The organism is Pseudomonas sp., from assembly GCF_049301935.1.
In the GTDB taxonomy this organism is placed as follows: domain Bacteria; phylum Pseudomonadota; class Gammaproteobacteria; order Pseudomonadales; family Pseudomonadaceae; genus Aquipseudomonas.
The window spans coordinates 21,535-40,667 of the sequence record NZ_JBAQLP010000057.1; the positions used below are offsets into that span (position 1 = coordinate 21,535).

The 19,133-nt window shown below is 61.6% G+C and carries 19 protein-coding genes; 10 read left to right on the top strand and 9 right to left on the bottom strand.

The genetic code is table 11. The features are described 5' to 3' along the window. Positions 1-59 precede the first annotated feature (59 nt). Entirely contained in the window at positions 60-227 is a 168-nt protein-coding gene (locus WA145_RS07985) for a DUF2897 family protein (RefSeq protein WP_422581059.1), read from the bottom strand. Between the two features lie 184 nt (positions 228-411). On the opposite strand from WA145_RS07985, the gene WA145_RS07990 reads away from it, so the two are divergent. Together WA145_RS07990 and WA145_RS07995 are read left to right on the top strand one after the other, a co-directional pair. Further along, positions 412-1,716 carry an ATP-binding protein gene (locus WA145_RS07990; protein WP_422581060.1) on the top strand — a complete coding sequence of 435 codons (1,305 nt, stop codon included), beginning with the start codon at positions 412-414 and terminating at the stop codon, positions 1,714-1,716. A 1-nt stretch (position 1,717) separates the two neighbouring features. Next, the gene (locus tag WA145_RS07995; RefSeq protein ID WP_422581061.1) at positions 1,718-2,629 is read left to right on the top strand and encodes a response regulator; all 912 of its coding nucleotides are present in this window, start codon (positions 1,718-1,720) and stop codon (positions 2,627-2,629) included. A 38-nt stretch (positions 2,630-2,667) separates the two neighbouring features. Here the strand turns inward: WA145_RS07995 and WA145_RS08000 are convergent, their stop codons facing one another. The 5 genes from WA145_RS08000 to WA145_RS08020 all read right to left on the bottom strand — a co-directional run bounded on the left by WA145_RS08000 (position 2,668) and on the right by WA145_RS08020 (position 7,898). Beyond that, positions 2,668-4,014 carry a class II 3-deoxy-7-phosphoheptulonate synthase gene (locus WA145_RS08000; RefSeq protein ID WP_422581062.1) on the bottom strand — a complete coding sequence of 449 codons (1,347 nt, stop codon included), beginning with the start codon at positions 4,012-4,014 and terminating at the stop codon, positions 2,668-2,670. A 98-nt stretch (positions 4,015-4,112) separates the two neighbouring features. Further along, entirely contained in the window at positions 4,113-4,841 is a 729-nt protein-coding gene (locus WA145_RS08005; RefSeq protein ID WP_422581063.1) for a sulfite exporter TauE/SafE family protein, read from the bottom strand. Then, positions 4,841-5,623 carry an SDR family oxidoreductase gene (locus tag WA145_RS08010; protein WP_422581064.1) on the bottom strand — a complete coding sequence of 261 codons (783 nt, stop codon included), beginning with the start codon at positions 5,621-5,623 and terminating at the stop codon, positions 4,841-4,843. Before WA145_RS08010 ends, WA145_RS08005 begins: the two co-directional genes overlap by 1 nt. Next, positions 5,623-6,558, bottom strand: coding sequence for a bile acid:sodium symporter family protein (locus WA145_RS08015; protein WP_422581065.1), 936 nt, complete (start codon positions 6,556-6,558; stop codon positions 5,623-5,625). Before WA145_RS08015 ends, WA145_RS08010 begins: the two co-directional genes overlap by 1 nt. Next, a complete protein-coding gene (locus tag WA145_RS08020; protein ID WP_422581066.1) occupies positions 6,558-7,898 on the bottom strand; it encodes a flavin-containing monooxygenase in 1,341 nt (446 codons plus the stop codon). The genes WA145_RS08015 and WA145_RS08020 overlap by 1 nt, the downstream gene beginning before the upstream one ends. 149 nt (positions 7,899-8,047) lie before the next feature. On the opposite strand from WA145_RS08020, the gene WA145_RS08025 reads away from it, so the two are divergent. Further along, positions 8,048-8,821, top strand: coding sequence for a spermidine synthase (locus WA145_RS08025; protein WP_422581067.1), 774 nt, complete (start codon positions 8,048-8,050; stop codon positions 8,819-8,821). Between the two features lie 22 nt (positions 8,822-8,843). On the opposite strand, the gene WA145_RS08030 is transcribed toward WA145_RS08025, so the two are convergent. Continuing rightward, complete coding sequence (locus WA145_RS08030; RefSeq protein WP_422581068.1) at positions 8,844-9,635, bottom strand: crotonase/enoyl-CoA hydratase family protein; 792 nt, start codon at positions 9,633-9,635, stop codon at positions 8,844-8,846. Between the two features lie 330 nt (positions 9,636-9,965). Here WA145_RS08030 and WA145_RS08035 point away from each other — a divergent pair, with 330 nt between their 5' ends. Next, positions 9,966-11,678 (top strand): DEAD/DEAH box helicase, encoded by a 1,713-nt coding sequence (locus WA145_RS08035; RefSeq protein WP_422581069.1) that lies wholly within the window; start codon positions 9,966-9,968, stop codon positions 11,676-11,678. A gap of 126 nt (positions 11,679-11,804) precedes the next feature. On the opposite strand, the gene WA145_RS08040 is transcribed toward WA145_RS08035, so the two are convergent. After that, the gene (locus WA145_RS08040; RefSeq protein ID WP_422581070.1) at positions 11,805-12,575 is read right to left on the bottom strand and encodes a DODA-type extradiol aromatic ring-opening family dioxygenase; all 771 of its coding nucleotides are present in this window, start codon (positions 12,573-12,575) and stop codon (positions 11,805-11,807) included. A 314-nt stretch (positions 12,576-12,889) separates the two neighbouring features. On the opposite strand from WA145_RS08040, the gene WA145_RS08045 reads away from it, so the two are divergent. Beyond that, positions 12,890-13,546 (top strand): thiopurine S-methyltransferase, encoded by a 657-nt coding sequence (locus tag WA145_RS08045; RefSeq protein WP_422581071.1) that lies wholly within the window; start codon positions 12,890-12,892, stop codon positions 13,544-13,546. Between the two features lie 128 nt (positions 13,547-13,674). Here WA145_RS08045 and WA145_RS08050 read toward each other — a convergent pair whose 3' ends face one another. Further along, positions 13,675-14,235: a chalcone isomerase family protein gene (locus tag WA145_RS08050; protein ID WP_422581072.1), complete on the bottom strand. Its 561-nt coding sequence runs from the start codon at positions 14,233-14,235 to the stop codon at positions 13,675-13,677. Between the two features lie 271 nt (positions 14,236-14,506). Between WA145_RS08050 and WA145_RS08055 the strand changes: the two genes are divergently transcribed. Genes WA145_RS08055 through nqrE form a run of 5 tightly spaced genes read left to right on the top strand, consistent with a single transcriptional unit; the run spans position 14,507 to position 19,119 of the window. After that, entirely contained in the window at positions 14,507-15,844 is a 1,338-nt protein-coding gene (locus tag WA145_RS08055; protein WP_422581073.1) for a Na(+)-translocating NADH-quinone reductase subunit A, read from the top strand. Between the two features lie 3 nt (positions 15,845-15,847). Beyond that, positions 15,848-17,059, top strand: coding sequence for an NADH:ubiquinone reductase (Na(+)-transporting) subunit B (locus WA145_RS08060; protein WP_422581074.1), 1,212 nt, complete (start codon positions 15,848-15,850; stop codon positions 17,057-17,059). Then, a complete protein-coding gene (locus WA145_RS08065) occupies positions 17,052-17,840 on the top strand; it encodes a Na(+)-translocating NADH-quinone reductase subunit C (protein ID WP_422581075.1) in 789 nt (262 codons plus the stop codon). Before WA145_RS08060 ends, WA145_RS08065 begins: the two co-directional genes overlap by 8 nt. Continuing rightward, positions 17,837-18,511, top strand: a complete 675-nt coding sequence (locus tag WA145_RS08070; RefSeq protein ID WP_170049031.1) for an NADH:ubiquinone reductase (Na(+)-transporting) subunit D — start codon at positions 17,837-17,839, stop codon at positions 18,509-18,511. The genes WA145_RS08065 and WA145_RS08070 overlap by 4 nt, the downstream gene beginning before the upstream one ends. After that, positions 18,511-19,119, top strand: a complete 609-nt coding sequence (nqrE, locus tag WA145_RS08075) for an NADH:ubiquinone reductase (Na(+)-transporting) subunit E (protein ID WP_090248035.1) — start codon at positions 18,511-18,513, stop codon at positions 19,117-19,119. The genes WA145_RS08070 and nqrE overlap by 1 nt, the downstream gene beginning before the upstream one ends. Positions 19,120-19,133: the final 14 nt, after the last annotated feature.

Consider the following 19,133-nt stretch of genomic DNA (forward strand, 5'->3'; position numbering starts at 1 on the left):
GCCATACCGACCAACCCCCAGCGTCCATACACCCAACGACACATTCTTGTCGTTCGCGGTTAAGGCTCGCGGGCGTCCTTGGCAGCTTGCTCAAGCTGGCGTTGGCGGATCTTTGCCAGCTGTTCCTCGCTTAGCGGCAGTGGTTTGGCCGTGCGCAGCAGCACCATCAGGCCACCCACGATGGAGCCCAGCACCAGAAGCATCAGCAGCCAGATATACCAGGTCATAAGCCCGTCCTTGCAGAGTTGAGCTGCCACCATAGCGCGCGGCGGCCGTCATTTAAACGGCAACCACGTTGCGCTGCGGGTAGCGCGGCGCTCTGCTGCGGGGTAAATGGCTGTGATGACTGTCACATGGCAGCAACTTGGCGCTGGTTGAATGGCGGCTTTCCAACGCACAGGGAGTTTGCCCATGACCACTGCCAGCGCGCTCACGCGTTTGCTCAAGCCGGTTACGCCGTTGGCTGCGGATATGAGCATCGCCGATGTGGCGGATCGCCTGCTGACGCCAGAGCATAAAGCCTTTCTTTCGCTGCCGATTGTCGACGCCGCCGGTAGGCCACTGGGCCTGGTCAGCCGCAGCACCTTGCAGGATATCTTTATGCAGCGCTTCGGCCGCGACCTGCGCGGCCGCCATGCGGTGCAGGAGGTGATGAACCCGGCGCCGCTGGTGGTCAGCCTGGACACCAGCCTGGAGGATGCGGCCAAGCAGATCACCGGGCAGCTGCAATACCCGATCACCGAGGATTTTATTCTGGTCGATGCCCAGGGCCTGTATCGCGGTCTGGGCACCGTGCTCGATCTGCTCAAGGCCATGGAGGTGCGCATTGCCCAGCGTAATCTGGTGCTGCGCAAGGCCCTGGTGGAACTCAAGGAATCGCAGACCCAACTGGTGCAGTCAGAGAAGATGGCGTCACTGGGGCAGATGGTCGCCGGCGTCGCCCACGAACTGAACACCCCGTTGGGCTATGTGAAAAACAACGTGCAGCTGCTGCGTGAACTCAGCGCGCCGCTGTTCGATCTGGCTGAGACGCAAGCGGCGCTGGCCGATTGCCTGAACGATCCGGCCTGTGATGAGGCGCGTCTGGCCATCGCCCTGGAATCGGCTGCCGAGGCCCGTGCCAAAGCCGCGCCGGAGCTGCTGGTGGACGACTTTACCCAGCTGTTCGGCGACACCCTCTATGGTTTGCAGCAGATTGCCGAGCTGGTGGTCGGGCTCAAGGATTTCGCCCGCCTGGACCGCGCCATGAGCGAGCAGGTTGATCTTAATGAGTGCATCCGCAGCGCCCTGGTGATTGCCCGCAACGGCATCAAGGACAAGGCCGAAACCATCCTGCAACTCGGCGAGTTGCCGCACATTCCCTGCGCGCCGTCGCAGATCAACCAGGTGCTGCTCAACCTGCTGAACAACGCCGCCCAGGCCATCGATGGTTTCGGCCAGATTCTGGTGAAAACCTGGGCCGATGACAGCGCCGTGTTTGTTTCTGTGCAGGACTCCGGGCGCGGTATGCCGCCTGAGGTGCTGGCGCGCATCTTCGACCCGTTTTTCACCACCAAGCCGGTTGGCCAGGGCACCGGGTTGGGGCTGTCGATCAGCTACAAGATCATCCAGGACCACGGCGGGCAGATTCGCGCAGCGTCCGAGCCTGGGCGCGGTACACGTTTTCTGATTCGCCTGCCGCGTCCGCAGGCGCTACCACTGCAACGGAGTGCCTGATATGAGCGAGCCGATTCGTATTCTGTTTGTCGACGACGAAGAGCGCATTTTGCGCAGCCTGGCCCTGCAGTTCCGCCGTGAGTACCAGGTGCTGACTGAGAGCGATCCGCGTCGCGCCCTGGAACGGCTGAAAAGCGAGCGCGTGCAGATTATCGTCAGCGACCAGCGCATGCCGCAGATGAGCGGCGCCGAACTGCTGGCCCAGGCGCGGCAGATTGCCCCCGATACCCTGCGTATTCTGTTGACCGGCTACAGCGATCTGGATGCTGCGGTGGAAGCGCTCAACAGTGGCGGCATCTTCCGCTACCTGACCAAGCCCTGGGATCAGCAGGAAATGGCCTTCACCCTGCGCCAGGCGGCGCAGATTGCCGCACGTCAGTTGCAGGCGCCGAAAGTGCTGACGGCCCTACCGCAGGCGGCGCTCAATGTGCTGCTCTTGGATGAGGATGCGCCGACTCTGGCCGTGGTGGCCGAGTTCTGCGTGGCCGGCGGTCATCGCTTGCTGCGCGCGGCATCGCTGAGTGAGGCCGTGGCGTTACTCAATAGCCAGCCGATTGATCTGCTGGTCAGTGACTTGCACGTGGCCGGGGAAGACACCGCGCCGCTGCTGAAAAGCCTGGCCCAGGCTCATCCGCGTTTGCTCAGCCTGGTGGTCACGCCGTTCTGTGACACCCAGGCGCTGCTCAAACTGATCAACGAGGCGCAGATTTTCCGTTACCTGCCCAAGCCAATCCGGCGCGGTCTGTTCGACAAGGGTTTGCTGGCAGCCGCCGAACAGGCGCAGCTGTGGCGCGCGCAGCCGACGCAGGTGGTCACCCGCCTGGCGCAGCCGCCACGTGAAGAGCGGGAGCGGGAGAAGGTCGGCAGTTTGCTGGGCATGCTCGGGCGCTTGCGCGAGCGCCTGACGGCCTGAGTGAGTACGGCGCGAGCCCTCAGGCCCGCGACCGTAGCTTAGCGCCGTACCTGCTTAAGGGTTTCGGCAATCAGAAAGGCCAGCTCCAGCGACTGGTCGGCATTCATCCGTGGGTCGCAGTGGGTGTGGTAGCGGTCGGACAGGCCGTCTTCGGTGATCGGCCGCGCCCCGCCGATGCACTCGGTGACGTTCTGCCCGGTCATCTCGATATGGATACCGCCGGCGTAGCTGCCCTCGGCCTGGTGCACGGCGAAGAACTGCTTCACCTCATTTAGAATCTGCGCAAAGTCGCGGGTCTTGTAACCGCTCGACGCCTTGATGGTGTTGCCGTGCATCGGGTCACTGCTCCACAGCACCTGGCGACCTTCCCGTTGCACGGTCTGGATCAGGCGCGGCAGACCGGCTTCGACCTTGTCCGCACCCATGCGCACGATCAGGTTGAGGCGGCCGGGATCGTTGTCCGGGTTAAGGATGTCGATCAGGCGGATCAGCTCTTCGCTGTCCATGCTCGGGCCGACTTTTACCCCAATCGGGTTGCCCACACCGCGCAGGAACTCGACATGGGCGCCGTCCAGCTGACGGGTGCGGTCGCCGATCCACAGCATATGCGCCGAGCAGTCGTACCAGCCGCCGGTCAGGCTGTCCTTGCGTACAAAGGCCTGTTCGTAATTCAGCAGCAGCGCCTCGTGGGCGGTGAAGAAGCTGGTTTCACGCACTTGCGCCGCGCCGTCCATGCCGCAGGCGCGCATAAACGCCAGGGTTTCGTCGATGCGGTCGGCCAGGTGGCTGTACTTCTCGGCCAGGGCCGAGTTGGCGATAAAGTCCAGGTTCCACTGGTGCACCTGGTGCAGGTCGGCAAAACCGCCCTGGGCGAAGGCGCGCAGCAGGTTCAGCGAGGCGGTGGACTGGTGATAGGCCTGCAGCAGACGCTCCGGGTCCGGCACGCGGCTGGCAGGGTCGAAGCCAATACCGTTGACGATATCGCCACGGTAGGCCGGCAGGGTTACGCCGTCGATGGTTTCATCGTTGGCCGAGCGTGGCTTGGCGAACTGCCCGGCCATGCGCCCGACCTTGACCACCGGGCAGCCGGCGGCAAAGGTCATAACGATGGCCATCTGCAGCAGCACCTTGAAGGTGTCGCGGATTTTCGCCGCGCTGAACTCGGCAAAGCTCTCGGCGCAATCGCCACCCTGCAGCAAAAAGGCCCGGCCCTGGGTGACCTCGGCGAACTGGCGACGCAGTTCGCGCGCTTCACCGGCAAACACCAGCGGCGGATAGCCGGCCAGGGTCTGCTCGACACGGCCCAGATGGGCGGCATCCGGGTATTGCGGCTGCTGCTGGATCGGCTTGGCTCTCCAGCTTTCGGGGCTCCAGGGTTGCGACATGGTGATTCTCGGCTTCTGACAATTCGGGCGAGTGGGCATGGTAACCGATAAGCCCGGCGCTTCAAGCCGATAGGCGCGATAGAGGCGCTGCACAAGGCTTAGCCGGCCAGTAGCAGCGCCCCTGTAGCAAGCAACAGAGCATAGATGGCAATGCGAAAATGCTGTTCGTTGAAACGCTGGTGCAGGCGTTCGCCGAGCCACACGCCGATCAGCAGCAAGGGCGCGTAGCTGAGTACCTGCGGTAGGGCGGGGAGCAGGCGGCCGTCGAGCAGGAAAGCCAGCGTCAGCAGGCTATTGAGGCAGAACCACACCGTGACCAGGGTGGCGCGCAGGCGCGCCTTGTCCAGCTGGGTGCCGGCCAGGGCGAACACCAGCAGCGGGCCGCCGGAGGCAAACAGGCCGTGGCTGACGCCGGCACCCAGGCTGAGCAGACGGCTTAGCCACAGGGGGCGCACGGCTTGCACGGCCGCATGACGCAGGCGCCATAGCTCACGGGCGGCAAACCACAGCACCAGCGCACCAAACAGGCGCTTGGCCAGTGCGGCGTCGAGGAAGGGCAATAAGGCATAGCCGATCAGGGTGCCGACAACCATGCCGGGCAAAATCATGCCCAGCAGCAGGCGGCGATCGATCAGTTGCCGATGGCGCCAGGTCAGGTAGCCGGTCATGCAGATATTCAGCGGCACCAGCAGCGGCAGCAGTTGATCGATGGGCAGCAGCAGGGCGCCCAGGGACAGGGCGATGACGATGCTGCCGAACCCGGTGATCGCCTCCAGGGTGTAGGCCAGCAGGATAAAACCGGCCAGGGCCAGCCAGATCACCTCCATCAGCCCATCTCCGCGGCGAAGCGCGCACTCATCTTGCGGTAGTAGAAACCGGGGGCGATGCGCCAGAGCAGGCTGGCCAACCAGCTGCCGCGGTCGGGAAACAGGCGTTCGCGGCCTTGTGTCTGCGCCTGAAGAATCTGCGCGGCCATCCACTCGGCGCTGCGCACTTGGCCGACGGTCGAGCGGCCGTGTTGCGCCGGCTGGCCATCGCCGCCCAGGGCGTTCTGCTCAATCGGTGTATCGAGAAAGCTCGGGTACACCAGCAGCATGCCAATGCCGTCGCGGGTTGCCTCGGCGCGCAGCACTTCAAAGAACTGGCCCAGTGCGCTTTTCGCCGCGCAATAACCGGCGCGACCGAGCACCGGCATCCAGCCGGCCATGGAGCCGATGGCGATGATCTGTCCACGGCTCTGACGCAGCAGCGGTAGGGCGCTGAGGGTCAGCTCCACCGGCGCCTGGTAATCGACGGCCATGACCTGGCGAAATACCGCTGGGTCAGTCTGCAGGGTGGGCGAGCGGTGGGTGATGCCGGCGTTATTGATCAGCACATCCAGGCCGCCGAAGCGCTCGCTGCAGGTCTGTAGCAATTGCTGATGCAGGTGCGGGTCGGTGATATCGCCGGCCAGGCCAATTACCTGCTTTGTGCCCAGCTCATTGACCCGCGCGGTTAGGCCGTCTGCATTGATATCGGTGAGCAGCAGGTTGCAGCCTTGGCCGTGATAGGCGCGCGCCAGCTGCCAGCCGAGACCGCTGGCGGCCCCGGTGATCAATACGGTGGGCATTATTTTTCTCCCGCGTTGGCCAGGGCCGCAGCTGCCAGCGGCAGGCTTGCGGGGGGGCTGCGTGACCAGATAAAGGCCAGGGTCAGGCCGCTGACCAGGTGCCAGCAGCCCCAGAACGCGGCGATCAGCAGCATGCCGCTGGCCTGGGGGAAGAAGGTGAAGATAATCACCAGACCCAGGGCTGAGTTTTGGATACCGACTTCCAGGGTGATCGCCCGGCGATCCGCGGCCGGCAGGCCGGACAGCCGTGCGCAGCCGTAACCGATCGACAACGCCAGGGCGTTGTGCGCCACCACCAGCCAGAAGAACAGATGGAAATGGGCGATAAACTGGTCGAAGTTGCGGCCAAAGGCCAGGGTGACGAAGGCCAGCATCACCAGCAGGGCAAAGATCCGCAGCGGTTTTTCCACCTTCAGGGCGAGGCTGGGAAAACGCCGGCCCACCCACATGCCGGCAATCAGCGGCAGGCCCAATACCAACAGCACCAAGAGCAGTAGGCTGATCGGCTCCATGGCGATTTCAGTCAGCAGCGGACGGGTCAGCGGATTCAGCCAGGCATAAAAGCCGAAGTTCAGTGGCGTCAGTACGCTGGCGGCGAGGCTGGATACGGCCGTCATGCTCACCGAGACCGCGACATTGCCCCGCGCCATCCAGGTCATGATGTTGGAGAAGCTGCCGCCGGGGCAGGCCGCCACCAGCATCATGCCCAGGGCCAGCATCGGCTCGATGCGCAGCGCCCAGCAGGCCAGGCAGGTCAGTGCCGGCAGCAGGACAAACTGCGCGAACAGGCCGATCAGCGGCGCCTTGGGCTCGCGGACGATGCGTTTAAAGTCATCCAGGCGCAGCTCCAGCGAGACGCCAAACATCATCAGCGCGACGATGACGTTGATCAGCACCAGGCTGCTGGGGTCGAACTGGATGCTCACCGGCTCCATTACAGGCGTCCTTCAACAGTGCGGCTGGCGTCAGCGGGCAGCGCTGCCAGGCCGGCGCGCAGGCGGTTGCTGTGCTGCGCGATGCTCTGACGATAGCTGTCCTTGTGCACGTAGTAGGCCATGCGCTCCAGTTGCAGGTAGTGGTAGCCACCGTCCAGGCGCATGCTCGCCCGTTCGCGCTTGAGCTTCTGGAAGTCCTTGGCCGCCTGGCTGCCGGCTTGCAGGCCCTTGATATACAGCGCCACCAGCTCGGCCTGCTCGTCGCGACCCTGCCAGCCGAGGCCCGAGGCTTCGACCATGCCCAGCATAAACAGGTCGTCGTACTCGGGGTGGAACACGTTGAGGTACAGCTGCGGCGCGCCGGCGCTGCTCGGCCAGTTGAGGTGCGCGCGGTCGATAAAGGGGTAGTCGAGCTTGTAGCCGGTGCCTTGCAGAATCAGGTCGTACTCGGCCTGTTCGCCATCGCTGAAGCTCACTTGCAGGCCATCGACCTTGGCCACATCGCGGCGCGCCTGGATATCGCCATGGCCGAGATAATGCAGCACCAGGGAGTTCATCACCGGGTGCGATTCGTACAGTTTGTAGTCCGGATCGGGCAGGCCGTACTGCGAGGGTTTGCCGACCAGGGCGCGCACCAGCAGACCATCGAGAAACTGCTTGAGCGGGCGCGGCAACTTGATCGCGCCGCCCAGGGTGTCGGTGGGCCGGCCCAGGGTAAATTTGGGCAGGAAGTAATAGCCGCGGCGCACCGACAGGTCCACCGAGGCGGCGCGGTGCACGGCGTCCACGGCGATATCGCAGGCGGAGTTGCCGCAGCCGATCACCAGCACGCGCTTGCCGTCGAACACCGCCGCCGAGCGGTAGTCGCTGGAGTGCATCAGCTCACCCGTAAACTGGCCAGGTAGCGCCGGCTGGTTGGGCGTGTGCAGGGTGCCATTGGCCATCAGCACGCCGTCGAACAGCCATTCACGCTGCGCGCCGTCCTGTTCGCTGATCAGCTTCCAGCCTTTATCCAGGCGCTGGATTGCCACCACCCGGGTATTGAACTGGTAGTGCGCATACAGGCCAAAATGTTTGGCGTAGTCGCGAAAATAGCCGCGCATCTCACTGTGATGCGGGTAGGGCGCCACCTCGGCGCGCATCGGGAATTCAGTGAACTGGGTGGTGCCCTTGGAGGAAATCAGGTGCGCCGAGTCGTACATGGTGCTGTGCGGGTTCTCGATATCCCACAGGCCGCCGACATCCGCGTGCAGTTCGAAACCGACAAAGTCGATGCCGTGCTTATACAGTTGGCGGGCCGTACACAGGCCCATGGGGCCGGCACCGATAATGGCGTACATGGTGATCCTCGCTGGTCATCTTATTGTTGTAAGGCTTAACGCACTGCGCTGCGGCAAATTATCGCGTGACCAGGGGAGGGTGCCTCAATGACAATTAGCGCCTTTCACCTGGCCGAAGTGGTCAGGGATGTCACGGTGGAGAGTGCTGGATGCCAGGTTTACCCCCGGTCGGTCAGATGCCGGACCCGCTGTTGATCGCCGAAGTGCACGATGCCTTCGGGGTGATCCAGGTCGTCGAAATGGGCGCTTACCGCTTTCTCGAGTTCGGCGAGGCGATTGAGCAGAGCTGCATCTATATGCCGGACCCCAGCTGGCTGGAGTACGACTACACCCGTGCCATGCTGCTCGGCGCCTTGTGTCATGACCACCCGGAAAGCGCGCTGTTTCTCGGCCTCGGTGCCGGCAACCTGACCCAGGCCTGTCTGCGGTTTCTGCCGCTGGAAGATGTGGAAGTGATCGAGCTGCGCGCGGATGTGCCACGCCTGGCCATGGAGCATATGGGGCTGGTCGATGACCCGCGCCTGACCATCCGCATCGGCGATGCACTGGAGCTGCTGGAAAGCGCGGAAAAAACCGACCTGCTGTTTGTCGACCTGTACACCGACCACGGTCCGGCGACCGGGCATTTGGCCTGGCGCTTTCTGGAAAACTGCCAGAAGCAGCTCAATCCGGGCGGCTGGCTGATTATCAACCAGTGGGCCGGCAACGACGGCAAGCCGCTTGGCGCGCCATTGCTGCGCGGGCTCTACCATCGGCATTACTGGGAGTGCCCGGTGAAGGAGGGCAATGTGGTGTTGCTGGTGCCGGCCGATCTGGAGCAGGAAATCGACTTTGCCGAACTGCGCCGCCGTAATGAGCTGCTAGCGCCGCAGTTCGGTTATTCCCTGGAATCACTGATCAAAGCGGTGCGTCCGGCGACCTGATCAGGCAGCCGGATAACCAGGCTCAACGCCCCTTAAAATCGCCCGGGCGGCGTTCCAGCATGGCTTTCACGCCTTCCTTGGCATCTTCGCTGGCCATCAGCCTGGTCACGGTCGGGTGCAGGCTGGCCGCTGCGGCGGCCGGGCCTTCGACCACGGCCTGACGGGCCGAGGCCAGGGTCGCCTGCACGCCTAGCGGGGCCTGGGCGGCAATGCGTTCGGCGAGCCACAGCGCCTTGGGTAGCAACTCTTCGCTGGCGACAACCTCCTGGATAAAGCCCAGGCGATAGGCTTCATGAGCATCGAACTCATCGCCAGTCAGCAGCCAGCGCATGGCATTGCCCCAGCCAGCGGCCTGATGCATGCGCAGGGTGGCGCCGCCGAAGGGGAAGATCCCGCGTTGCACTTCCATCTGCGCAAAGCGCGTATTGCTGGCGCACAGGTTGATGTCCGAGGCCAGCATCAGCTCGATACCGATGGTGTAGCAGTAGCCTTGCGCGGCGACGATTACCGGTTTGCTCACGCGCGGCCCGCCAAACACGCCCCAGGGGTCGCAGCCGCCTTCGGGGATCTGCCAGCCGGCGGCAAACTGCGCCGCCACATTGGCCAGGTCCAGCCCTGCGGTGAAGTGCTCGCCATGAGCAAATACCAGCGCCACGCGTGCCTCGCTGTCGCGCTCGAACTCACCGTAGGCCAGGCACATGTCGTCGAGCATGGGCATGTCGAAGGCGTTGCGTTTGTTCGCTCGGTCCAGGCCGATCAACATGATCTGGCCGCGTTTTTCACGGCTGACGCGGCCGCTGGTGCTTATGGTCATGGCGGGAGTCCTTGTACGCAGGTTACTGAAGTGGGGCTGAAGCCGTTACAGCATGGCAGCTGCAGGCTATCAGAGGATGACCATCCGGCGTGCTATATGCTCTATTTCAGGAGAAACCAGTACATTTGGCCAGGTTTTCCGGTATAGTGCGCGTCGGTCAATTCTTGGCCACGTTCAGGTAGCACAACTCGCCCGAAGGTTAACTTTGGCAGTTAGTCCGTTTTGCGGACTATCCTTGACGATTCATTTATCACACGTTTTCGCAAATCCCCGCCGACATGGCTGCCAGGGTAACTCTCGGGTTTTACACGGCATGCGCAGCTTTGGAACATGGGTCTTTGCGGATGCACTAGAGGCAGACCCATGACCCAGGAAATCGGCGGCTTCGCCGCTCTCGATCTACATCCCAATGTTCTCGCTGCGGTAATCGCCACGGGCTATGAAGAGCCGTCGGCTATTCAGATTCAAGCGATTCCAGTAATCCTCGCCGGCCACGACATGATCGGCCAGGCGCAGACCGGTACCGGTAAAACCGCGGCCTTCGCCCTGCCAATCCTCAGCCGCATCGACCCGGCCAAGCGTCAGCCACAGGCGCTGATCCTGGCGCCGACCCGTGAGCTGGCGCTGCAGGTTGCCACCGCGTTTGAAACCTACGCCAAGCAAATGCCAGGCGTAAATGTTATCGCCGTTTACGGCGGCGCGCCGATGGGCCCGCAGCTCAAGGCCATCCGCAATGGCGCACAGATTGTTGTGGCCACCCCGGGTCGCCTGGTTGACCACCTGCGCCGCGACGAGAAAGTCCTGTCGACCATTCAACACCTGGTCCTCGACGAAGCCGACGAGATGCTCAAACTGGGCTTTATGGATGACCTCGAAGTGATCTTCAAGGCCATGCCGGAAAGCCGTCAGAGCGTGCTGTTCTCCGCCACGCTGCCGCACTCGATCCGCTCCATCGCGGAAAAGCACCTGCGTGACCCCAAGCACGTCAAGATCGAAACCAAAACCCAGACCGTAACTGCCATCGAGCAGGTGCATCTGATGGTTCACGCCGACCAGAAGCACGCCGCCGTACTGCGTCTGCTGGAAGTTGAAGAGTTCGACGCGCTGATCGGTTTTGTGCGCACCAAGCAAGCCACCCTGGATCTGGCCGCCGCGCTGGAAGCCAAGGGCTACAAGGCCGCTGCACTGAACGGTGACATCGCGCAGAACCAGCGTGAGCGCGTTATCGACTCGCTGAAAGACGGCCGTCTGGACATCGTGATCGCCACCGACGTAGCCGCTCGCGGTCTCGACGTACCGCGCATCACCCACGTGATGAACGTGGACATGCCGTACGACCCGGAATCCTATGTGCACCGTATCGGCCGTACTGGTCGTGCCGGTCGTACCGGTCGCGCCCTACTGCTGGTCACCCCGCGTGAGCGCCGCATGCTGCAGGTGATCGAGCGTGTAACCGGGCAGAAAGTCGGTGAAGTCAAGCTGCCCGACGCCCAGCAAGTGCTGGACGCGCGCATCAAGAAGCTGACCAACAGCCTGGCACCGCTGGTGGCGGATGCCGAAGCCAGCCACGGTGAACTGCTTGATCGCCTGACCGCCGACATCGGTTGCAGCCCGCGTGCCCTGGCCGCAGCCCTGCTGCGCAAGGCCACCAATGGCCAGGCGCTGACTCTGGCTGAAGTTCAGCGTGATCAGCCGCTGGTGCCGGGTAGTGGCAGCAGCGCACCACGTGAACGCAGCGAGCGCACTGAGCGTCCTGATCGTGATGGCAGCCGTGAGCGTCGTGCGCCGGTGCCGCTGGCCGAAGGCCGTGCCCGTTGCCGTACCGCCCTGGGCGCGCGCGACGGTATCGCCGCGAAGAACCTGCTCGGCGCGATCCTCAACGAAGGCGGCCTGGTCCGCGAAGCTATCGGCCGCATCCAGGTGCGCGAAAGTTTCAGCCTGGTCGAGCTGCCGGAAGAAGGCCTCGAGCGTCTGCTGACCAAGCTGAAAGACACCCGCGTCGGTGGCAAGCCGCTGAAGCTGCGTCGTTATCGCGAAGATTGATGCTTCGTTGAATAAAGGAGCCCCGCCTAGTGCGGGGCTTTTTTTATGTTTGAGTGTTGCGCTGTCGCGTTTATTTCGCTGGGCGGGTAGGGGCGGACTTATCCGCGATAAAGGCTGAAGAGCGACTCAGCTGAAGCTGTAGATATCCATCCCCAGCGCACCGAGGGTAAAACCGCTGTGCTCGACCTTGAATTGCCCGCCCGCGCCCTCGGCGAAGAACAGCGGCAGCAGGTGCTCGTCGCTGGGGTGGTTACGCACTGCATGGGGCGCTTGCTTGCGATAGTCCTGCAGGGCTGCCTGATCCTGCTCAGTCAGTTTCTCCACGATCCAGTCGCGAAATGCCTGAGCCCAGGGCTTGATGACATCCGGGCCGGCATGCCAGTCCAGCTCGCCGAGGTTATGGGTGATGCTGCCGGAACCGATCAGCAGCACGCCCTGCGTGCGCAGGCTGGCCAGGGCTTGGCCGACCTGGCGTTGCAAGGCTGGGCCGTGCTGACTGGGCAGGGAGACTTGCACCACGGCAATATCGGCTTGCGGGTACATCAGCGTTAGGGGCACCCAGGCACCGTGATCCAGTGGCCGCTCGGCATCGAGCCGCGCGGGTAGTCCGGTATGCGCCAGCAGCTGCACAATCTCGCCGGCCAGTTGCGGTTCGCCGGGTGCGGGGTATTGCACCCGGTAGAGTTCGGCCGGAAAGCCACGAAAGTCATGCCAGGTTTCAGGCTTGGCCGCGCCGCCGACCCGCAGCTCGCGGCTTTCCCAGTGTGCAGAAACCACCACAATCGCGCGCGGTCTGGGCAGTTGGCTGGCCAGGCGGGCGAGGGCAGGGCCGCTGGCGCCGGGTTGCAGGGCCAGCATGGGTGAGCCGTGGGAGATAAACAGGCTGGGCAGTGACATAACTAACTCCTGAGAGCCGGTTTACGGTCTGCTGCGCGTCGGCCCTGCTGCGTTAAAAACAGGCTCGGAATGCTCATGTACAACAGTACACTCCGCTTCCTCGCCTGTTGTTGCCTTGCAGGACTCTAGCTCGCTAGATCGTAAACAGGCTCTTATCGATTTCTTGCATCTTCTATCAGCTAACCTGTGCATAAAAGCGTAAATATCGGGGTGCTTTGATCGTCTGGGTAGATGGATTGTGCGCGAGCGGAATCCCTTGGCCTTATTGGCCGCGTTGCGGCAGGATCTTCAGCTGAATCTTTACAGGGGCATTTATGCACGCAGAATTCTGGCAGGCGCGTTGGGCGCGCAGTGAAATCGGCTTTCATTTGCCTGAGGTCAATCCCTATCTGCAGCAGCACTGGCCGGCGCTGGGTTTACCGGACGGTGCGCGGGTGCTGGTGCCGCTGTGCGGCAAAAGCCTGGACTTGGCCTGGTTGGCGGGGCAGGGCTATCAAGTAGTCGGTGTTGAGCTGGCGCAGCGTGCGGTGGAGGATTTCTTCGCCGAGCATGAGTTGCAGCCGGTGGTCAGTGAAGTGGGCGCTTTCAGGCTGTATCGGGCTGGCGCTGTGGAGATTTACTGCGGTGATTTCTTTGCCCTTACGACGCAGCAGCTTGCCGGCTGCAGCGGATTGTATGACCGCGCCGCGCTGATTGCATTGCCGCCAGAGATGCGCGCTCGTTATGTGGCCCAGCTGACGCAGATTCTGCCGGGCGGCTGCCAAGGCTTGCTGGTTACCCTGGACTATGAGCAAACGCAGATGGACGGCCCGCCTTTCGCTGTGGCGGATGACGAAGTGCAGCGGTTGTTTACGCCCGATTGGCAGTTGCAGACCCTGGCGTGCGGCGATGTGCTGGGTGACAACTGGACGTTTCTCAAGCGCGGTCTTGAGCGCCTGGATGAGCGGGTGTACCGGCTGGGCAAAAACTGAAATCTTGGTGAATAAGGAACCCGCGGGCTAAACAGGCAGCGGGTTTTGTTTGTTTGCAGCCAAAGGTCAAGCTGAAAGACTTAACCGATAAGCCTTGCAGCTTGTGCTCCTGTTTTTATTGTTTGGCGTTAATCGGCCAGCAGGCTGGTGCGCAATTTATCCGACAGGCCATTGGGCGAGAGCCAGATGCCCAGGTAGGCCCTGGCCAGGGCCGGGTCCTGGCTGCTGTAGGCGACCTTGCCATTCACTTCCAAGGTCAGGCCGCTGCCTTGGTTGAAATTCAGGGCGTAGCGGTCGCCTGGGCGAATGTCCTTAAAAGTGGCGTGCAAGGCGTCTACTTCCGGGCGCAGGCGCTGCAGGGTGGCAGCGTCGTGTTGGCGTTCGAGGGTGACCCAGGCCGCTTTAATCACGTCTTGGCTGTCGATGTTGCGGAAGTAGTAGAGCTCCAGGCGTTGCGTGAGTGGCTTGGCGACTGCCTGGCTGGCGCTGGCCTCGCTGGGGGCATAAAAGGCGGCGGCATAAACATCGGCCCATAGATAGGTCAGCACGCTCTGGTTCTTACGTTCCAGGCTGTTCTGCGCGAACTGGTGAGTGGCGGCGAAGTTGGCTTCTTGCAGACGTTCGCGGTTGTTGGCGAATAACTCGCCGCTCAGCAGCAGTAGGGTGGTAAGCGCGAGTAGCAGGCGCATGGCAGGGCTCCAGTTGGTCTATTAGTCCTATGTCGCGCGCGGCGGCTTTGCAGTCAAGCCGTCATCTGTTGCCTTCTGTTACGTTAAACCGGATAAAAGCAAGCGCTTGGGTGGCCAGTGGCCGAAGGTGCGACTTATAATCGGCCAGATTCTTTCCCGCGACCGACATCCTGCCCAGCGCCTGATTTGTTTTTGGCGTTGCGCCGCATTTTTCTGCGTTGGTGTCGTCCGTATTCTAAAAATTCTTATAAATCAGTGGTTAGGCAAACCTATGATCAAAATCAAACATGGGCTTGATTTGCCCATAACAGGCGTGCCGGCGCAGCGCATCGAGGCTGCAAGGCCGGTGCGTAGCGTCGCCGTCATAGGCTTCGATTATCACGGGATGAAGCCTTCGATGGAGGTTCAGGTCGGTGACCGGGTCAAGCTTGGCCAGGTGCTGTTCTCTGACAAAAAGTCGCCAGGCGTGCAATACACCGCTCCAGCCGCAGGCGTGATCAGCGCCATCCACCGCGGTGAGAAGCGCGTGCTGCAATCGGTGGTGATCGATGTCGAGGGCGATGAGCAAATCACCTTTGATCAGGTAGCAGTGGAGCAACTGGCGACTGTCGGCGACAGCAAAGTGCGTGAAGTGCTGCTGCAGTCGGGCCTGTGGACCGCATTTCGCGCCCGTCCGTTCAGCAAAGTGCCGGCTGCTGATGCGCAGCCCAGCTCGATTTTCGTCACCGCCATCGATACCCACCCGCTGGCAGCCGATCCGGCTGTGGTGATTGCCGAGTACGCCGCTGACTTTACTAACGGTCTGCAGGTGCTGAGCAATCTGGCCAAGGTGTTTCTGTGCAAGGCCGAAGGTGCCAGTCTGCCTGGCGAACAGCTGAGCAAGGTGCATACCGAGGCCTTCGCCGGCCCGCACCCTGCGGGTTTGCCAGGTACGCACATTCATTTCCTCGATCCGGTCAGCGTCAGCAAGAGCGTCTGGTCGATCAACTATCAGGACGTGATTGCCGTCGGCAAACTGTTCACCACCGGACAGCTGTGGACCGAGCGCGTTGTCGCGCTGGCCGGCCCCGTGGTCGAGCAGCCGCGCCTGCTGCGTACTCGCCTGGGCGCCAGCCTCAGCGAGCTGACTGCTGGCCAGCTGCAACCGGGTTTCAACCGGGTTATTTCCGGCTCGGTGCTGGGTGGCCGTACCGCGCAGGGCGCGTTCGCCTTTCTCGGTCGTTATCACTTGCAGGTGTCCTGCCTGGTTGAGGGGCATGAGCGTGAGCTGATGCATTACCTGCGTGCCGGGGTCAACAAGCACTCGGTGATGAACATCTTTGTTTCCAAGCTCAATGCTGCGAAGAAGTTTGCCTTTTCCACCACCACCAATGGCAGCCCGCGCGCCATGGTGCCGGTGGGCAACTACGAAGCCGTGATGCCGCTGGATATCCTGCCGACGCAACTGCTGCGCTACCTGATCGTCGGTGACACCGAGATGGCGCAGAAACTGGGCTGCCTGGAACTCGATGAAGAAGACCTGGCGCTGTGCACCTATGTGTGTGCCGGCAAGTATGAGTACGGCCCGATCCTGCGCGATAACCTCGCCCGTATTGAGAAGGAGGGTTAAGTCATGGGTATTCGTGCATTCCTCGATAAAGTCGAGCACAACTTCGAAAAAGGCGGCAGGTACGAGAAGTGGTACGCCCTGTATGAGGCTGTCGACACCTTCTTCTATCGCCCTGGCAGCGTAACCAAGACCACCGCTCACGTGCGGGACGGCATCGACCTCAAGCGCATGATGATCACCGTGTGGTTGTGTACCTTCCCGATGATGTTTTTCGGCATGTGGAACACCGGTTATCAAGCCAACCTGATCTTCGCCAACAGCCCTGAGCTGCTGGCGGCCCAGGAAGGCTGGCGCTTCGCGCTGATCGGTTCACTGGCCGGGTTCGACCCGGGCAGCCTGTGGGATAACTTTATCCAGGGTGCGGCGTACTTCCTGCCGGTGTATGCCACGGCGTTTATCGTCGGCGGCTTCTGGGAAGTGCTGTTCGCGTCGATTCGTAAACACGAAGTCAACGAAGGTTTCTTCGTTACCTCCGTACTGTTTGCCCTGATTCTGCCGCCGAGCATTCCGCTGTGGCAGGTGGCCCTGGGTATCAGTTTCGGCGTGGTGATCGGCAAGGAAGTGTTTGGCGGTACCGGCAAGAACTTCCTCAACCCGGCGCTGACCGGTCGTGCCTTCCTGTTCTTCGCCTACCCGGCGCAGATGTCTGGTGATGCGGTGTGGACTGCGGTGGACGGCTTTGCCGGCGCAACCTCGCTGAGCCTGGCCGCTGCCGGTGGCATTGAAAACGTGGTGAGCAATGGCATCACCTGGATGGATGCTTTCGTGGGCACCATTCACGGTTCCATGGGCGAAACCAGCACCCTGGCGATCCTTATTGGTGGCGGCATTCTGCTGATTACCAAGATTGCCTCCTGGCGCATCGTTAGTGGCGTGATGTTGGGCATGATCGGCTTTAGCCTGCTGCTCAATATGCTCGGCTCGAGCACTAACCCGATGTTTGCCATGCCTTGGCACTGGCATCTGGTGGTGGGCGGTTTTGCTTTCGGTATGTTCTTTATGGCCACCGACCCGGTGTCGGCGTCCATGACCAATACCGGCAAGTGGATTTTCGGTGCCCTGATCGGTGTGATGGTGGTGATGATCCGTGTGGTCAACCCAGCCTTCCCGGAAGGCATGATGCTGGCGATTCTGTTCGCCAACCTGTTTGCACCGCTGATCGACCACTTTGTCGTTCAAGCCAATATCAAGCGGAGGCTGGCACGCAATGTCTAGTCAAAAAGAATCCACCGTTCGCACCTTGGTGGTGGCCCTGTTGGTCTGCCTGGTGTGCTCGGTGTTTGTTGCCGGTGCAGCCATCGCGCTGAAACCGACTCAGGTGGAAAACCGCCAGCTGGATAAGCAGCGCAGCATCCTGGCAATCGCCGGGTTGGGCGATGCCGGCATGAGCAGTGCACAGGTCAAGGCGTTGTTCGCCGAGCGCATCAGTGCACGGATTGTTGATCTCGACACTGGCACCTTCAGCGATGCGCAGAATCCGGCCACATTTGATCCACTGAAAGCGTCCAAGGATCCGAAGCTGTCTGCCGTACTTGAAGGCGCTGACGATATCGCCTCGATCAAGCGCCGCGAGCGCTTCACCACGGTTTACCTGGTGGAACAGGATGGCAAGCTGCAGACCGTGATTCTGCCTGTGCGTGGCTATGGCCTGTGGTCGACCCTACACGGCTTTATGGCGCTGCAGGGTGATCTGAATACCGTGGCCGGCTTCGGCTTCTACCAGCATGCCGAGACCCCGGGTCTGGGCGGCGAAGTGGATAACCCGAAGTGGAAAAGTCTGTGGCTGGGCAAGACCTTGTTTGATGACAAGGGCGAGCTGGCGATTGAGATCATCAAGGGTAACGTCGATGCGCAGAGCGCGCAGGCAACTCACCAGGTCGACGGTCTGGCGGGTGCAACCCTGACCAGCAATGGTGTGAATAACTTGCTGCACTTCTGGCTGGGAGAGAACGGCTTCGCCCAGTTCCTCGCCAATCTGCAAAAAGGGGAGGCTTGATCATGTCGCAGCCGACTATTAAAGAAGTTCTGCTCAACCCGATTTTCAACAACAACCCGATTGGTTTGCAGATTCTCGGTATCTGTTCTGCTCTGGCAGTGACCTCGAACCTGAAAACCGCGCTGGTGATGTCGATTGCGCTGACCCTGGTAACCGGGTTTTCCAACCTGTTTATCTCGATGATTCGCAGCCAGATCCCCAGCTCCATCCGCATGATTGTGCAGATGGTGATCATCGCGTCCCTGGTGATCGTGGTCGACCAGGTGCTCAAGGCCTTCGCCTTCAGCCTGTCCAAGCAGCTCTCGGTATTCGTCGGTCTGATCATCACCAACTGCATCGTGATGGGCCGTGCTGAAGCCTTTGCCATGCAGAACCCGCCGGTGTTGTCGTTCTTCGACGGTATCGGTAACGGTCTGGGCTACAGCGCCATGCTGATCGTGCTGGGTATCGTTCGTGAGCTGTTCGGCGCGGGCAAACTGATGGGCTACGAGATCATCCCGGTGATCAACGACGGTGGCTGGTACCAGCCTAACGGCATGTTGCTGCTGCCACCTTCGGCGTTCTTCCTGATCGGTTTGTTTATCTGGGCACTGCGTAGCTGGAAAAAAGATCAGCTGGAGAAGCCAAGCTTCAAGATGGCTCCGCAGGTCTCGAACAAGGAGGCTTACTAATGGAGCATTACCTCAGCTTGCTGGCCAAGGCGGTGTTCGTTGAGAACATGGCATTGGCCTTCTTCCTCGGCATGTGCACCTTTATCGCCATCTCGAAGAAAGTCGAGACGGCGATTGGCCTGGGTATCGCGGTTATCGTGGTGCAGGTCATCACCGTGCCGGCGAACAACCTGATCTACACCTACCTGCTGAAAGACGGTGCGCTGGCCTGGGCTGGTTTGCCGGAAGTGGACCTGAGTTTCCTCGGTCTGCTCAGCTATATCGGGGTGATCGCGGCCATCGTGCAGATCCTCGAGATGCTCCTGGATAAGTACGTACCGAGCCTCTACAACGCCCTGGGTGTGTTTCTGCCGCTGATTACAGTGAACTGCGCCATCATGGGCGGCACGCTGTTTATGGTCGAGCGTGACTACAACCTGGCGGAAAGTACCGTGTACGGTTTTGGCTCCGGTCTGTCCTGGGCGCTGGCGATTGCCGCACTGGCGGGGATTCGCGAGAAGCTCAAGTACAGCGACGTGCCGGACGGCCTGCAGGGCCTGGGTATCACCTTTATCACCATCGGTCTGATGTCTCTGGGCTTTATGTCCTTCTCCGGCGTGCAGTTGTAAGGAAGGGATGCATA